The organism is Sphingomonas sp. GW821-FHT09E03 (assembly GCF_059416225.1).
On record NZ_JBWKOS010000003.1, the window covers coordinates 428814 to 443169 of the forward strand.

The window sequence follows — 14356 nt, forward strand, 5'->3', positions numbered from 1 at the left end:
CACCCCCACGGGCAGGCCGCCATGCTTCATATATCAGAACGCCAGGTTGAGCCCTACCGACAGGCGACGATCGCTCTGGAACCAGCTGCGTCCGACCAGCTTGCCGCCCGGATAGCCGCCCATCAGCGTCCGCTGCGTCGAGGCCGTCAGGTTGGTGCCCTGAATACCGAACGAGAACTGGTCGGTGACCTTGAAGCGAACGCCCGCGTCGATCGACCCGTAATTGCCACCATAGATCGGCAACGCGATTTGGGTGGTGGTATCGACACCACCGTCCTGGTTATCGATCACCCTCGGCGCGCTGTAATAAGTGTAGGGTGAATTGGTACCGTTGCTGTTCGTCGACAGCAGGTAACGCGAGCGCCACGAGTAAGCGACGCGCAGCGACACCGGATTGCGCTCGTAGAGCAGCGTCGCATTGAAGTTGTGCTTGGACAGCCCAACCAATGGCGCATCGGTCCTGATCGTCCCGTTGATATCGCGATAAACGTCGCCGGGATTGCTGCTCTTGATGAACGTGTAGTTGCCCTCGAACCCGAAGCCGGCAAGCGCACCCGGCAGCATGTCGAGGAAGAACCGCCCGCCCACCTCGACGCCCTTGACCGTCGCGGCCTTGGGCGAGTTGATATAGTCGCTCGCGGATGCGTTGACGCTTTCAGTGGAGCCGTCCGTGAACAGCACGTTCACCTGCCGCGTCGTCAGCGAGTAGATCGGCAGGTCGGTCAGCCGCTTGTAGAAGGGCGCGAGGTGGAACGAGGTGCCCGCCCGGCCGTAATATTCCAGCGACAGGTCGACATTGTTCGACAGCGTGGGCTTGAGCAGCGGGTTACCCGTATCGGCAGTGAAGTTGGTGAAGGTGCCCGGTTGACCCGCGACCGGGTTGCTGGTCGTGGCGACGCCGACCGAACCCGACGCGCGCAACGCGTTGAAGGTCGGCAGATCCATCGTGATATTATAGCCGCCGCGCAGCTTGATCTTCTCGGCGGGCGACCATTCGAGGTTGACCGACGGCAGGACACGCGTGAAATCCGCCTTGCCGCCGCGGGGGAGGAACGTGCTCGCCAGCGTCTGCTGTACGCCGTTGCGGATGAAGACCGTGCCACCATTCTGCTGAATGTAGCCGCTGCCCTCATTCTCGATGTGCACGACGCGGACGCCGACATTGCCGGAGATGCCCTGGGCGCCATCCTGCGGCCCGAAGCGGACGAGGGCATAGCCCGCAATATTTTCGGTGCGGTTGTCGACCTGATCGCCGGGCAGAACAAAGCCCGGTGCGCGGATACCGGACAGGCCGCCATAGCCGGTGACCGGCAGAGGTCCTGCGGCGGAGCAGTTGAACTCGAGGCCCGTGCAAAATCCGGCGGGCGGCGGCGTGACCAGCCCGGTGCGGTTCACGTTGAAGCGCGAGGCCAGATCCTCCGACGCGAACATCAGATTGCCGGGCAGCGTCGTGTTGCCGCGGAAGAAGTCCTTGAACGCGTGGAAGGCGACATCGCCGGGTGCGGCATTGGCGTAGGTCAGCTGCGGATCGCCGTTCCAGCCGCGGCCCAGCGCCGTCCAATTGTAGCCGTTGGCAAGATCGCGCTCGGTGCGCTTGGCATAGCGGCCACCGACCTTGACCGAGCGGAAGAAGCTGTTGTCGAACTTATATTCGGCATCAAGCTGCGCCGCGTCGAGCCGGCCCTTGTTCCGTTCGTTATGCGGCATCGACGCCGACCAGAAATAGTTCGCCGGATCGGCAAAGGACGCCTGTGTGTCCGGGCCGACAGTGATCTGGGGCAGGTCCCCGCGCAGATCCATGCCGAAGCTCGTGCCGAACCCGATCTCGCGGAAGATGTCGATGCGATCATAGATCTGGCGTGAATCGACGCGCTGCAACGAGCCCTTGAGGGACAGCGGGCTGCCTTCCGGCGCCCAGGCGAACGACAGCGAATAATCGCGCGTTCGCGTGTTGCTCTGCACGAATCCCTTGTTGCCGCTGCTGGTGATCGATGTGCCAGTGGGCAGGAAGGTGAGCGGGTCGCGATTGTACAAGGCGGTCGTGCTGGTCAGCAGGCCGTTGCTGTCGAACGTGCTCGTCGCTGGATCAACCGCGAGCGTCTGCGAATCGAGCTGCGTGCCATAATCACTCGACTGGCTCTTGTAGCGCGACTGGAAGAAGCTGCCGGTGAAGGTCAGCGAGTCGGTAGGCTGCCACTGTGCGGCGCCATAGATGCCATAGCGCTTGTACTGGAATGCCTCGTCGCCATAGGCAAAGCCGCTCGGAACATAGCGGGCGTTGCCGTCGCTCAGCGTCGTCTTGAAATACGGGCTGGTGCGCAGGAACTGCGACAGCGAACTGAACTGGCTGAAGGCGATATCGCCGAGCAGGCCGATCCGGCCGATCGGGGTGTCGAACGTGTCGGTGACCAGGATCGAACCCGAAGGATCCGCCTTGCGCGCCATGTCGCCCACCGCAAGTTCGCTGGTGCCGGCAACGTGGAACTTGCCATCGAAATCGAACGGCAGCTTGGTGCGCAGATCGATCTGGCCGCCGGTGCCGCCCTCGATGAGATCGGCCGTCGATGCCTTGTAGACGTCGACCGCCGACATCAGTTCGGGGGTGACGTCGCTCCACAGGATCGCGCGCCCGTTGTTCGCGCTGAAGATCTCGCGGCCGTTCAGCCGCGACGCGACGCCCGTAAGGCCGCGCACCTGCACGCCCGAACCCTGGACGGAATAATGATCGGGATCGCCGAGCGCGGCGAAGCGGACGATCGACACACCCGAGACACGCTGGAGTACCTCGGTGATCGAATTGTCCGGCAGCTTGCCGGCATCGTCCGCGACGACCGAGTCGACGATGGTCTCGCTGCGGCGCTTGCGCTCGTCAGCCGCCTCGAGCGCGGCGCGACGGCCGGTCACGATGATATCGCTGCCGCCGACATCCTCCGCCGGACTCGTGGATTGATCGCTCGCGGGAGTCGCCGCCTGGGTCGCATCCTTCGACACGCCGAGCGTCTCCGCCTGGATCATCGGCGTTGCGAGCGCCTGCGTCGACAAGGTGAATACGCCCAGCGCCAAACATGACGCACCTGCCCGCAATGCGGCATCAAAAGCCACGCGACTACGGCCAACACGAACGAAGTTCGTCATCCCCTACCCTCTCCTGTGTCGCCCGGCCGTTACGGCCTTCAGCGATCTTTACGGCGCCTATGGTAGCGCTATCGGGTCCGATACGGGATTTGTTTGCCCTGAGCAACCGAAAATCACCGTAGGTTACAGCTGGCTACGGTGTGTAGCCTTTGTGCAACACGCGTTACCGCTCGGACTGGTGTAAATGCTGGTTGGTACAGCGGGACATCGGTGCGCTGCACCGCACCGATGCCGTGGTGCATCGCCTGCAGCGTTATCGACGTGACCGGGCAAAATGGGCGGCGCTGCCGTAGATGCGATGCGGCCGCATGGAGATGTTAGCGATATCTCGAACAGTTGAGCTAGGTTTAGTGCAAGCTGATCCCCGTTTCGGAAGAGTGACTTCTCACATTCGTTGCGTCGTCCGTTGCGGGGACGGCGAGCGCTCCTTGGGCCATGCTGGCCCCGATGCGCCTTAGCCGATACGGAGTGACCGGCGGATTCTGATATCGGCGGAGGACGCGCCGATCATTACCTCGACCCGCTCGGGCTCGACCCGCAGCGCGTGACGCGCCTGGTCCGAATAAGCGAGTTGCGCGGCCTTCAGGGTCAGCTGGATCGTCTTGGTTTCGCCCGCGGCGAGCGACACGCGGCGGAATCCTGCGAGCTGAAGCGCCGGCCGCGCCACGTGGGAGGTGAGATGCCGCACGTAGAGCTGAGGTACCGCATCTCCGGCCACCCGCCCGGTGTTGGTGACATCGATGCTGACACCTGCTTCGCCATCGGGCGCGAGGCGTTCCCGGTCGATGCGCAGATTGGCATAGCGGAAGCTGGTGTAGCTCAGGCCATGGCCGAACGGATACAGCGGCTTGCCTTTGGCATACATGTAGGTCCGGCCGTGGCGGATGTCGTAATCCAGCATCGGCGGCAGCTGATCCATCGACGCGGGCCAGGTGACGACCTCATGGCCGCCGGGATTGTACTGCCCGAACAAGATCTGTGCGAGCGCGGTACCTTCGTCCTGCGAGCTATGCGCCATGTGCAGGATCGCCGGCACCTGGTCCTGCGACCAGTTGATCGTGTACGGAAAGCTCGACTTCAGCACCATGATCGTGTGCGGATTAGCCGCCATCACCTGCTTGACCAACTGCTCCTGCGCGAGCGCGAGTGTGTCGCGGTCGCGGCCCTCCCGTCCGTCACCCGGGTCGGCGCAAGGCTTGGTGCCATTGTCCGTCCAATCGGTGGCCATGTTGGGGCCGCAGGTGGGATCGTTACCAACCACCACCACCGCGACATCAGCCGCGTGCGCGGCCGCCGCGGCCGCGCCATTCATATTATCGGCCGTATAGCTGACGCGCACGTCGGGACCCGCCGCCGCGCGGATGCCGGCGAGCGGGGACACCGCATAGGGCGGGTAACCACCATACCAGTCCCAGTGCACACTGTTGGCAAGCGGGCCGATCACGGCGATCGAGTGCAGTCCCGCCGCGTTCAGCGGCAGCGCCCCACGATCATTCTTGAGCAGTACCACCGATTCGAGCGCTGCGCGGCGGGAGACGGCGCGATCAGCGTCGCCGTCCCATGGCGGTGTACCGTCGTGGAGCGCCGCATAAGGCACCCGCTCCGCCGGATCGAGCAGCCCCAGCTTGATCGTGATCCGAAACTTGCGCGTCAGCGCCTCGTCCAGGTCCGCCATCGTGATCGCCTTGCTGGCAAAAGCCGCGTGGAGCTCGTCCTTGTAGGTGTCGAGATACTGGTTCACGCCGGCCTTGAGTGCCGCAATAGCCGCCGCCTGCTGATCGGGCACAGCGTGGTGATCGTGCCACAGCGTCTTGATCGCGCCGCCGTCGCTGGAGACGAGATTGACGTGCCATTGGTCGATCACCACTCGGCGCAGCACCGGGTTGATCACCATCGGCACGCCGTTCCAGCTATTGTACGCGGCCATCACCCCGCTTGCGCCGGCATCCTGAAACGCCATGCGGAATGGCAGCGAATAATATTCCCAGAACAACCGCTCATCGAAATCCGAGCTGGTGCGCGTGCGATCCTGCTCGTTCGAATTGGCCAGGAAATGCTTGAGCAGCGGCGCGGCCTGCCAATAGCGCGGGTCATCGCCCTCGAGCCCCTTGGAAAAGGCGGTCGCCATCGTCCCGTTGAAGAATGCGTCTTCGCCGTAGACTTCTTCGCTGCGCCCCCAACGCGGATCACGGGCAAGATCCGCCTGCGGCCCCCACAGCATCAGGATCTTGCGGTCATAGGATGGCGTCTGCGAGATCCAGCGCGCTTCATGGCCTTCGACACCGCCCGCTTGCCGCACCAGGTCGGGGTCCCAAGTCGCGCCGAGTCCCTGGGGCTGGGGAAATTGCGTCGTGAGCACGGGCGTGCGCCGCGCCTTGCCCTCGCCGCGCTGCTGCACGCCATGGATCCCCTCCGACGAGCCAAAGCTCGGCACGCCTAGTCGCGGCACGCTGGAGTCGGTGCTGAGGGCATCGATCTTCTCGTCGAGCGTCATCAGCGACAGCAAATTGGCGATCCGCGCATCGGCAGGCAGGTCGGCGTTGCGAAACGCGGGTGCCGATGGCGGCTGCGCCATCGCCGTCACCAGGAGGACGCCGAGCAACGCCGGCAACTTGGCCTTGGCCATTCTCTTGTGCATCTCGCCTCCTATCGCCGCCGCACCTGATCCTGGCGCTTGCCCGGGCTCTAGGATTTCATGCGCTTGGCGGCAACGGATCAGTGCCGCATAACACCGTCGACTGAAGCTATCCGCCCGCGCAACAACCATGATGATGTTATAAGCCATTCTCAGATCATCCGCCCGAGCAGATGAACATCGATCTTGTCGATACGGGTCGAACCATGGTGCAAGATGAGCTTGGCGACGGCCAGCTCGTGCGCCTAAGCTCGCGCCTGCTGACCCGTTCCGGAGTTGTTGATGCGCCGTATCACCCTGCTCGCGCTTGCGCTTACAACCGTTCCTGCCCTGCTTGCCGCCGAGACCGGCAAGCCGCGCTACCAGCCTTGGGGCCTGGAACTCCAGAACATGGACAGGAGCGTCAAGCCGGGCGACGACTTCTACGCCTTTGCGCTGGGCACATGGCTGCACGACCATCCCATTCCAGCCGACAAGGTCGGTGCCGGCTACAACTATGATCTGCCCGACGAGATTGAGGGGCAGGTACGCCGGATCGTCGAGGTGGCGGCGGCCAGCCCGACCGCGCCAACCGCCAAGAAGGTGGGCGACTTCTACGCGGCGTGGATGGACGAGCGGGCGGTCGAGGCACGCGGCCTTGCACCGCTCAAGCCCTGGCTCGCCGCGATCGCCACGGTCCAGACCCGCCCTCAGCTGATCCAGCTGATGATGCGCCCGGGCTATCCCGCGCCGATCAACATCGGCATCTCGACCGATGCGGACGATCCGACGCGCTACATGGCTGATGCCGGGCAGGCCCGCCTCGGGTTGCCGACGCGCGATTATTATCTGTTGCCCGGCGAGAAGTATGACGCGATCCGTCGCGCGTACCGCGCCTATCTGATCAACCTGCAGCAGCTGGCCGGCGTCGCCGATGCCGCCGCCAAGGCGGACCGGATCATCGCGCTCGAGACCAGCCTCAGCAAGGACCAGTGGACACCGGAGCAGCGCCGCGACCCGGTCAAGACGCACAACCCGATGACGCGCGCCGAGCTGACCAAGCTCGCCCCCGAGATGGAGTGGACGCCGACGCTCGCCGCCATGGGTCTCGGCACGGCCGCCAAGGTCAACGTGACGGAGCCAAGCGCGGTCGCCGCCGCGTCGAAGCGACTGGGCGACGTGCCGCTGTCGACCTGGAAGGAATGGATGACCGCGCGCTTCCTGTCCAACGCGGCGCCGTTCCTTCCCAAAGCGGTCGACCAGGCCAATTTCGATTTCTACTCTAAAACGCTGCGCGGCGTGCCCGAACAGCGCGCCCGCTGGAAGCGCGGCATGGCGCTGATCGACGACGCCCTGGGAGAGGCCGTCGGCACGATCTATGTCCAGCAATATTGGTCGCCGGCGACGCAGTCCAAGGCCGACGAACTCGTCGCCGACATGCAGGCCGCCTATCACGACAAGATCGAAGCCGCGACGTGGATGGACGATGCGACCCGCAAGGCCGCACTCGCCAAGCTCGCGACGTTCGATCCGAGGGTCGGCCATCCCAAGAAGTGGATCGACTATTCGACGCTGGCGGTCAGCCGGACCGATCCGCTTGCCAACAACATGGCGGTCGCCGACTTCCAGTGGCGGCTGCAACTCCAGCGCTTTCCCAAGCCGGTCGATCGCGGCCTCTGGTACATGACGCCGCAGACGGTGAACGCCTATTACGATCCGACCATGAACCAGATCACGCTGCCCGCGGCGATCCTGCAGCCCCCCTTCTTCGACGCGAGCGCCGATCCGGCGGTCAACTATGCCGAGACGGGCGCCAGCACCATCGGGCATGAGATGGGACACGGCTTCGACGACGAGGGCCGCCAGTTCGACGAGCGGGGACGATTGCGCGACTGGTGGAGCAAGGAAACCGCGGCCAAGTACAACATCCAGGCCGACCGGCTGGCGGGGCAGTTCGATCAATATGAGCCGATCCCCGGCGTGAAGATCAAGGGCCGGCTGACCCTGGGCGAAAATCTCGCCGATCTGGGCGGGTTGGAGACCGCCTATGCCGCCTACCGCCGCTATGTCGCGCGCCACGGCGAGCCACCGGTGCTCGATGGGATGACCGGTGATCAGCGCTTTTTCCTTGCCTACGCCCAGGCGTGGCAGGGCAAGCGGCGCGACGAGGCGGTGCGCCAGCAGTTGCTCAGCGACCCGCACTCGCCCGACAAGTATCGCGTCAACGGCATCGTTCGTAATTTCGGGCCTTGGTACCAGGCGTTCGGTGTGAAGCCCGGCGACACGATGTATCTTCCCCCCGAACAGCGGGTCAGCATCTGGCATTAGGCCTCACACGGATCGGGGCGCTCGAACGCTAGGTCTGTAGCGACGATTAGCACGCGTTTGCGGCAACCCTGCGGGCCGCCACGACGCAAATCGTGATTGGATGCCGACCCACAACCGAGCCTGACCCTCGATCTGGTCGCGAACGCGCCACGCTCATCGTCCGCCGGATCAGCCGGTGGCGCGGTTACCGATCCCCCGCTCGCGAGCCCAGATCACGGCGGCGCTTCTGCGATTGACGCCGATCTTGGCGTAGAGGCGCGACACGTGGTTGCGCACGGTGTTGCTGGTCAGGTCGAGCTGCGCCGCGATCGCCTTGTCGTCCAGCCCCTGGCAGATCAGTTCCAGCACCTCGCGCTCGCGCTTGCTGAGCTCCGTCGTCGGCGACGCGGCGGCCGGGCCGGTGCCGCGCAGCGTTGCGAGCTTGTCCATGATCGATCGGCTGAACCAGCTTGCATCCTTCATCACCGCATCGATCGCCTCGACCAGCTGCAGCTCGCTGTGGCGGCGCGCGGTAATGTCCTGATAAAGCCACAGGATGCACCGCGCGCCGTGGACGTCCACCGTCTCGGCCGACACCAGGCAGTCGAGCGCGCCACCCTCCTTGGGGAGGATACGCACGTCGCAGGTGCGCACGCCACCCCGCCGCTCAATCTCCTCCTCCATCGCCGCGCGCAGCGCGGCATCGTTCCACAGCTGGAAGTCATCGACGGAACAGCCGACGATGTCGTGGCGGGTGCGGCCGACCAGGCGGACGAAGGCCTCGTTGGCCTCGGTGATCCTGTGATCGGGGGCCGAGGTCACCACCATCGCCACCGGCGCCAGCTGGAACATGGTGTTGGCGCGATGCTCGCTCGCGCGCAGCGCCTGCTCGGCCTTACGGCGCGGATCGAGATCGGCGAAGGTAAACAACAGGCAGCGCTGTTCCGCCACCTCGATCGGCTGGGCGGCAAGGATGACGAGCCGGCGGGTGCCGTCGGGCAGCGGCAGCTCGGCCTCCACCTGTGGGATCGTCGCGCCCGCCGCCAGCCGCTCGGCGACCAGTGCGTGGCGCTCGGTATGGGCGAGGATGTCGAAATCGCGCAGATGCTGGCCCTCGATCGCGTCGCGCGAGCAGCCGCACAGTTCGGCAAAGCCGGCATTGGCGCGCACGAACCGCTGGTCGTCGAGGCGCAGGATCAGCGCCGGCGCCGGATTGGCCTGGAACATCGCCTCGAACCGCCCCTCGGCATCATAGCGTTCCGACACATCCTGGATCACCAGCGCCAGGCAATCGGGATCGCCGCCGTCCTCGTCCATCACCACATCGTGCACTTCATGCGTCCAACGCGGTTCGTTGATGCCGATCGGCGCCACCTCCACCACCAGATCGGGAAAGCTGTCGCCCGCGAGCATGCGCATGATCGGATATTCGCGCTTGGTGAGCCGGTGATGGTTGCGATAGCGCAGGCAGAAGCGCTGGCAATAGTCGTCCGCGGTGGCGCCCAGCTCCTCGAGCCGCGCCACGCCATGCATGCGCAGCGCGGCGGCATTGGCGTTGATAATTACGCCTGATGGATCGACCAGGATCACCCCCGCGGTGAGCCCGGCGATGAGTTGCTCAAGATGGCGCAGGGTGGGCGCCGGTGACGGAATCGCGTGATCGTCTGCCATTACCGCTCAAGCCATGGCAGGGGTGCACGGTTCCTCGTCGACGGCACCCAGCCTGACAGAACTACCAAGCCGGTCGTGACATCCACGTCAATGCCGGCGGCGGCGCCGTGTCCCGAAACTGAACGGCCAACAGTCACGAGTGTTGATGCTCCACATGCACGACAGTGATCCGGCAATCGTGCCGGTCGCTGCATGCTCAGGAGATCAACATGGGCCTCATCATTCTTCTCGTCGTCGGCGGCCTCATCGGCTGGGTAGCCAGCATGATCATGCGTACCGACGGCCAGCAGGGCATCTTTCTCAACATCGTCGTCGGCATCATCGGCGCGGTGCTGGCGGGCTTCATCATCACCCCGCTGATCGGCGGCGAGCCGATCACCAGCGGTGCGATCAACCTGACCTCAATCCTTGTGTCGCTGCTCGGCGCGGTCGTGCTGCTCGGGATCGTCAACCTCGTGCGTCGCGGCACGGTGCGCTGAACCTCAGCCGGGACTAGATCATGCGCCGTTCTCCACGCCGCGACCGGCGTTGGGAGCGGCGCACGTCTTCCCGGGCCTCAATGCCGCATTGTATCGGCGGCGCCAGCAGAGGCTATCACGGGAGAGGCCGAAAGGCCGCACACGATGACAGGCGTACCGATGGTGCGCCGCTCACGCTTATCCACATCGAGAAGAAGAAGGCCAACGGGCTGGCGTGGCTGCTGCTTGCGCTCGGCATCCTGGCGGTGCTGCTGGCGCTGGGCCACTGCAGCCGCCGCGACGCCGTCGCAACCAGCTCGACCAGCACCTTCGTCGCCGAAGCGCCGAGCGTGCCGCGCACCGCGGCGATCGCCAGCACGGCCGCATGGGGTGGCCATCTCACCGATCAACGAGCGGCGCCCCATGCGGCACAATTTTCCCCCGGGCCGGAACACAGGCCGGTGCGAGACGCTTCGCTCGCGACGTAACCGAGGCAGATCAGTGGCAACAATTGCGAAGCACACGACCAAGCGAAGCGAGGGCTCCGATGCCTGAGCGCCATGGTACCGTAGGCGAAGTGCCGCTCATCCTCGGCTATGCGGGTCTGCTGCCCCAGATCGCTGCGCTCGCCACCTGCTTTTTCGAGTCGGCGGCGTCGGTCGGGTCGAGGTTCGCGTTCGGCTATGGGCTGCTCATCTTGAGCTTTATTGGCGGAATCTGGTGGGGCTTTGCGATGCGGGACCCGGTGGTGAGGACCGATGCCCCTCCCCAGGGCGCCGTCGCCTCGATCGCCGTAGCGCCATCGCTCCTTGCCGCGACACTGATCCTGGCGCTGATCGCCGGCGCGATGTCGTTGAGCTGGGGGCTGGTCGCCCTAGGCTCGATCATCCTGGGAACCCTGCTGGTCGATCGCAGGCTTTCGGCCCTGGGGGTTGCACCCGCTGGCTGGATGATGCTGCGGATACCGCTGTCCGTCGGCCTTGGCACATTGACGATCCTGTGTGGCATCGTCAGCCGATCATGATCGTCAGGTCTGGCGGCTCAACGCGGCCGACCGGCGCACCAGAACCGCCGCGTTGACCATTTCGCGTTTATCCTCAATGGCTTGAGTTCTTCCGCTCACCTCGAGGTAACTGATGACCCGCCGCAACAACAAGAAGCCCGGCGTCTTTGCCCGGTGCCTGCTCCTGCTCATCCTGCTGGCGAGCGCGGCGTTCGCCTGGGTGGCGCTGCGCGGGCTGCAGAGGGAGCCCCATGGTGCGGTGATAGGCAGCGATGTGCTGCCGGGCCAGGCTGCGCGCGCCACGGGTGCTGCCCCCGTGACGCAGCCCGCCAGCTAGCGGATGACAGCGTGGAGGCCGGCGGCGACGTGATGACCTGGGCCCGGTGACGGATCTGCCAGCAGCGTCGACCGCGTTCGAAGCCACCATGGCGGGGCAGACAGTGTCGTCGTGCAGGCGACCTGTACGTCCTAGGAGAACTGGCCGATCAATTTGCGTTGATGCCGGTCTACGGCCGTTCTCATTAGCTTTCGGAACCGGCTCGCCTCCGCGACAATGCGGCCCTTGTCGAAGCACGCCACGGCGCCCAGCTTCATCGCCGCCGCTGCGGCATCCGAGCCCAACGTTGTGGCGGACGACAGCACGATCACCGGCGCATGAGGTATGCTGCTGAGTTCACCAAGGAACTCAAGCCCGCTCATGCCTGGCATATTCAGGTCGAGCGTGATCAGATTGGGTCGATGATCCCGAATGAAGGTCCGGGCCGCGGATACATCGGCAGCCACCCCTACGACGACGCAGTCCGGATCGCCGTCAGCGATCTGCTCGACCAGAGCCCGTATCGTTGCGGAATCGTCAACGACGAGAAGACGTATGGTATGCACGGCCGCCTGGCTTTCGCTGTCAGCGCGGACTGCGCAGCCACGCTATAGCCCAAGGATTCTTGAAACCAATGGGTTGGTTGTCCCACGCCGCCGGCGTGGGCACCCTGCTCATTTGCTCGGCGGCGCCAACCCGCGATCCTGCAGCATCGGGCCGATGTCGGGATCCTTGCCGTAGAAGCTGCGGAAGATCGTGTCGTAATCCTGCGCATGCCCGCGCGCGAGCACCAGCGCGCGGAAGCGGTCGCCATTGGCCCGCGTCAGGCCGCCATGCGCGGTGAACCACGCAAACGCGTCATTCTCGAGCATTTGCGTCCAGAGATAGCCGTAATAGCCGGCAGCATAGCCGCCCGACCAGATATGCTGAAAGTAACTGGTCCGATAGCGCGGCGGCACGTGCGCGACGTCGAGCCCGGTCTTGGCGAGCGCGGTCGCCTCGAACGTGTCAACATCCTGCTTGGGCGCGGATGCCGGCAGCGCATGCCACTGCATGTCGAGCTCCGCCGCGGCGACGAGTTCGCCGAGAGCATAGCCCTGGTTGAACTTGGCCGCCTGCTTGATCTTGGCGACAAGCACGGGCGGCATTGGCGCGCCGGTCTTGTAGTTGACCGCATAGTTGGCGAACACCTTGGGATCGAGCGCCCAATGTTCGTTGAACTGCGAGGGGAATTCGACGAAGTCGCGCGCCGAGGCGCCGAGCGACGGATAGGCGAGCTGGCCGAAGAAGCCGTGCAGCGCATGGCCGAACTCGTGGAACATCGTCGTCACGTCGTCGAAGCTGATCAACGCGGGCTGGCCCGGCGCGGGCTTGGGCAGGTTGGCGACGTTGTAGATCACCGGGGTGGTGCCGAGCAGCCCGGACTGATTGACGAAGCTGCTGTTCCAGGCGCCGCCCTGCTTGTTGTCGCGCTTGAAGTAATCGCAATACCAAAGCGCAAGATGCTTGCCGTCGCGGTCGAACACCTCGAAGACGCGCACATCCGGATTGTAGACCGGGATGTCGTGGCGTTCCTTGAAGGTTAGGCCGTAGAGCTGGTTGGCGGCGAAGAACACGCCCTTCTGCAGCACCGCGTCGATCTCGAAATAGGGTTTGACCTCATTTTCGTCGAGGTCGAACTTGGCCTTGCGGACCTGCTCGGCATAGCGATCCCAATCCCACGGCTTGACGGTGAAGTCGCCCCCCTGCTGCTTGATCACCGCATCGATCTCGGCCGCTTCCTTGTGCTGCTGCGCGGTGGTCGCGGGGATCAGTTTGGCCATGAACGCCTCGGCTGCCTGCGGCGTCTTGGCCATCTGATCCTCGAGCACGTAGCTCGCCCAATCGTGGAAGCCGAGCAGCGCAGCCTTCTGCGCGCGCAGCTGTGCGATGCTCGCGGCGATGTCGCGCGTGTCGTTGGCGTCGCCCTTCTCGCTCCGCGTCCAGCTCTGTGCGAACAGTTGCTCGCGCACGGCCCGGTTGGAGAGTGACTGAAGCACAGGCTGCTGCGTCGTGTTCTGCAGCGGCACCACCCATTTGCCGTCGAGCCCGCGCGTCTTGGCCGCCTGCGCCGCCGCGGCGATCCCGCCCTCGCCCAGGCCATCGAGCTTCTTCGGATCGTCGACCACCAGCGCACCTGCCTTGGTGCCGACGAGCAGTTTCTGCACGAACGCGGTCTGCAGCGTCGAGAGCTGCGCGTTGAGATCGCGCAGCTTGGCCTTGTCGCCATCGGAGAGTTGCGCACCGGCGCGGATGAAGCGCTGGTGGATGAGGGTCAGCGCCTGGAGCTGATCGGGATTGAGGCCCAGCCGTCCACGGTTCTGAAAGAGGGTGTGGACGCGCGCGAACAGCTTGGCATCGAGATAGATCGCATCGTTGTGCGCGGCGAGCTTGGTCGCCTCGGCCTTTTGGACGGCCTGGCGCGCGGGATTGGTGTCGGCCTGGTTGACCGCGCCAAATGCTGCCGACACGCGCCGCAGCATCGCGCCCGAGCGCTCCATGGCGACGATCGTGTTGTCGAAGGTCGGCGCGGCGGGCGTGTCGGCGATCGCGCGCATCTCGGTGATCTGCTCGGCCATGCCCTGGTCGAACCCCGGCTGGTAATCCGCATCGGTGATCCGGTCGAACGGCGGCGCCTGGAACGGCAAGGTGCTCGCCCGCGCGAACGGGTTATCCGCGGCGACCGCCGGGGCGGCCGAGATGATGGTGCAGGTCAGCAGGAGAGCAAGGCGCGTCATCATCAAACTCCGGCATGCGAGCGCCAACGGGTCCCTCGGCGGCAGCGATCTAGCCTTACGTCGGGTCGGGGCACA

Annotated in this window: 10 protein-coding genes; 5 read left to right on the forward strand and 5 right to left on the reverse strand. The window is 65.0% G+C overall.

The window, feature by feature from the left end:
* Positions 1-33 precede the first annotated feature (33 nt).
* Both AC07M8_RS09745 and AC07M8_RS09750 read right to left on the reverse strand, forming a co-directional pair.
* On the reverse strand, positions 34-3063 hold the full coding sequence (locus AC07M8_RS09745) for a TonB-dependent receptor (RefSeq protein ID WP_495174141.1): 3030 nt from the start codon (positions 3061-3063) through the stop codon (positions 34-36).
* A gap of 526 nt (positions 3064-3589) precedes the next feature.
* Entirely contained in the window at positions 3590-5773 is a 2184-nt protein-coding gene (locus tag AC07M8_RS09750) for a glycoside hydrolase family 3 C-terminal domain-containing protein (RefSeq protein WP_495174142.1), read from the reverse strand.
* Positions 5774-6052: 279 nt separating this feature from the next.
* Here AC07M8_RS09750 and AC07M8_RS09755 point away from each other — a divergent pair, with 279 nt between their 5' ends.
* Complete coding sequence (locus AC07M8_RS09755; RefSeq protein ID WP_495174143.1) at positions 6053-8077, forward strand: M13 family metallopeptidase; 2025 nt, start codon at positions 6053-6055, stop codon at positions 8075-8077.
* 168 nt (positions 8078-8245) lie between these two features.
* Here the strand turns inward: AC07M8_RS09755 and AC07M8_RS09760 are convergent, their stop codons facing one another.
* Entirely contained in the window at positions 8246-9727 is a 1482-nt protein-coding gene (locus tag AC07M8_RS09760) for a PAS domain S-box protein (RefSeq protein ID WP_495174144.1), read from the reverse strand.
* A gap of 209 nt (positions 9728-9936) precedes the next feature.
* Here AC07M8_RS09760 and AC07M8_RS09765 point away from each other — a divergent pair, with 209 nt between their 5' ends.
* The 4 genes from AC07M8_RS09765 (at position 9937) to AC07M8_RS09780 (ending at position 11525) form a co-directional block, all read left to right on the forward strand.
* The gene (locus tag AC07M8_RS09765; RefSeq protein ID WP_495174145.1) at positions 9937-10206 is read left to right on the forward strand and encodes a GlsB/YeaQ/YmgE family stress response membrane protein; all 270 of its coding nucleotides are present in this window, start codon (positions 9937-9939) and stop codon (positions 10204-10206) included.
* Between the two features lie 20 nt (positions 10207-10226).
* Complete coding sequence (locus AC07M8_RS09770; RefSeq protein ID WP_495174146.1) at positions 10227-10673, forward strand: hypothetical protein; 447 nt, start codon at positions 10227-10229, stop codon at positions 10671-10673.
* Between the two features lie 59 nt (positions 10674-10732).
* Positions 10733-11209, forward strand: a complete 477-nt coding sequence (locus AC07M8_RS09775; RefSeq protein ID WP_495174147.1) for a DUF3429 domain-containing protein — start codon at positions 10733-10735, stop codon at positions 11207-11209.
* A gap of 112 nt (positions 11210-11321) precedes the next feature.
* Complete coding sequence (locus tag AC07M8_RS09780) at positions 11322-11525, forward strand: hypothetical protein (protein WP_495174148.1); 204 nt, start codon at positions 11322-11324, stop codon at positions 11523-11525.
* A 131-nt stretch (positions 11526-11656) separates the two neighbouring features.
* On the opposite strand, the gene AC07M8_RS09785 is transcribed toward AC07M8_RS09780, so the two are convergent.
* The gene (locus AC07M8_RS09785) at positions 11657-12070 is read right to left on the reverse strand and encodes a response regulator (protein ID WP_495174149.1); all 414 of its coding nucleotides are present in this window, start codon (positions 12068-12070) and stop codon (positions 11657-11659) included.
* 108 nt (positions 12071-12178) lie between these two features.
* Complete coding sequence (locus tag AC07M8_RS09790; protein WP_495174150.1) at positions 12179-14281, reverse strand: M3 family metallopeptidase; 2103 nt, start codon at positions 14279-14281, stop codon at positions 12179-12181.
* Between the last annotated feature and the right edge of the window lie 75 nt (positions 14282-14356).

Coding starts and splice junctions, on each gene's coding strand:
- AC07M8_RS09760 (WP_495174144.1), bottom strand. CDS start 9,727: ATGGCAGACGATCACGCGATTCCGTCACCGGCGCCCACCCTGCGCCAT.
- AC07M8_RS09765 (WP_495174145.1), top strand. CDS start 9,937: ATGGGCCTCATCATTCTTCTCGTCGTCGGCGGCCTCATCGGCTGGGTA.
- AC07M8_RS09775 (WP_495174147.1), top strand. CDS start 10,733: ATGCCTGAGCGCCATGGTACCGTAGGCGAAGTGCCGCTCATCCTCGGC.
- AC07M8_RS09755 (WP_495174143.1), top strand. CDS start 6,053: ATGCGCCGTATCACCCTGCTCGCGCTTGCGCTTACAACCGTTCCTGCC.
- AC07M8_RS09770 (WP_495174146.1), top strand. CDS start 10,227: ATGCGCCGTTCTCCACGCCGCGACCGGCGTTGGGAGCGGCGCACGTCT.
- AC07M8_RS09790 (WP_495174150.1), bottom strand. CDS start 14,281: ATGACGCGCCTTGCTCTCCTGCTGACCTGCACCATCATCTCGGCCGCC.
- AC07M8_RS09780 (WP_495174148.1), top strand. CDS start 11,322: ATGACCCGCCGCAACAACAAGAAGCCCGGCGTCTTTGCCCGGTGCCTG.
- AC07M8_RS09750 (WP_495174142.1), bottom strand. CDS start 5,773: ATGCACAAGAGAATGGCCAAGGCCAAGTTGCCGGCGTTGCTCGGCGTC.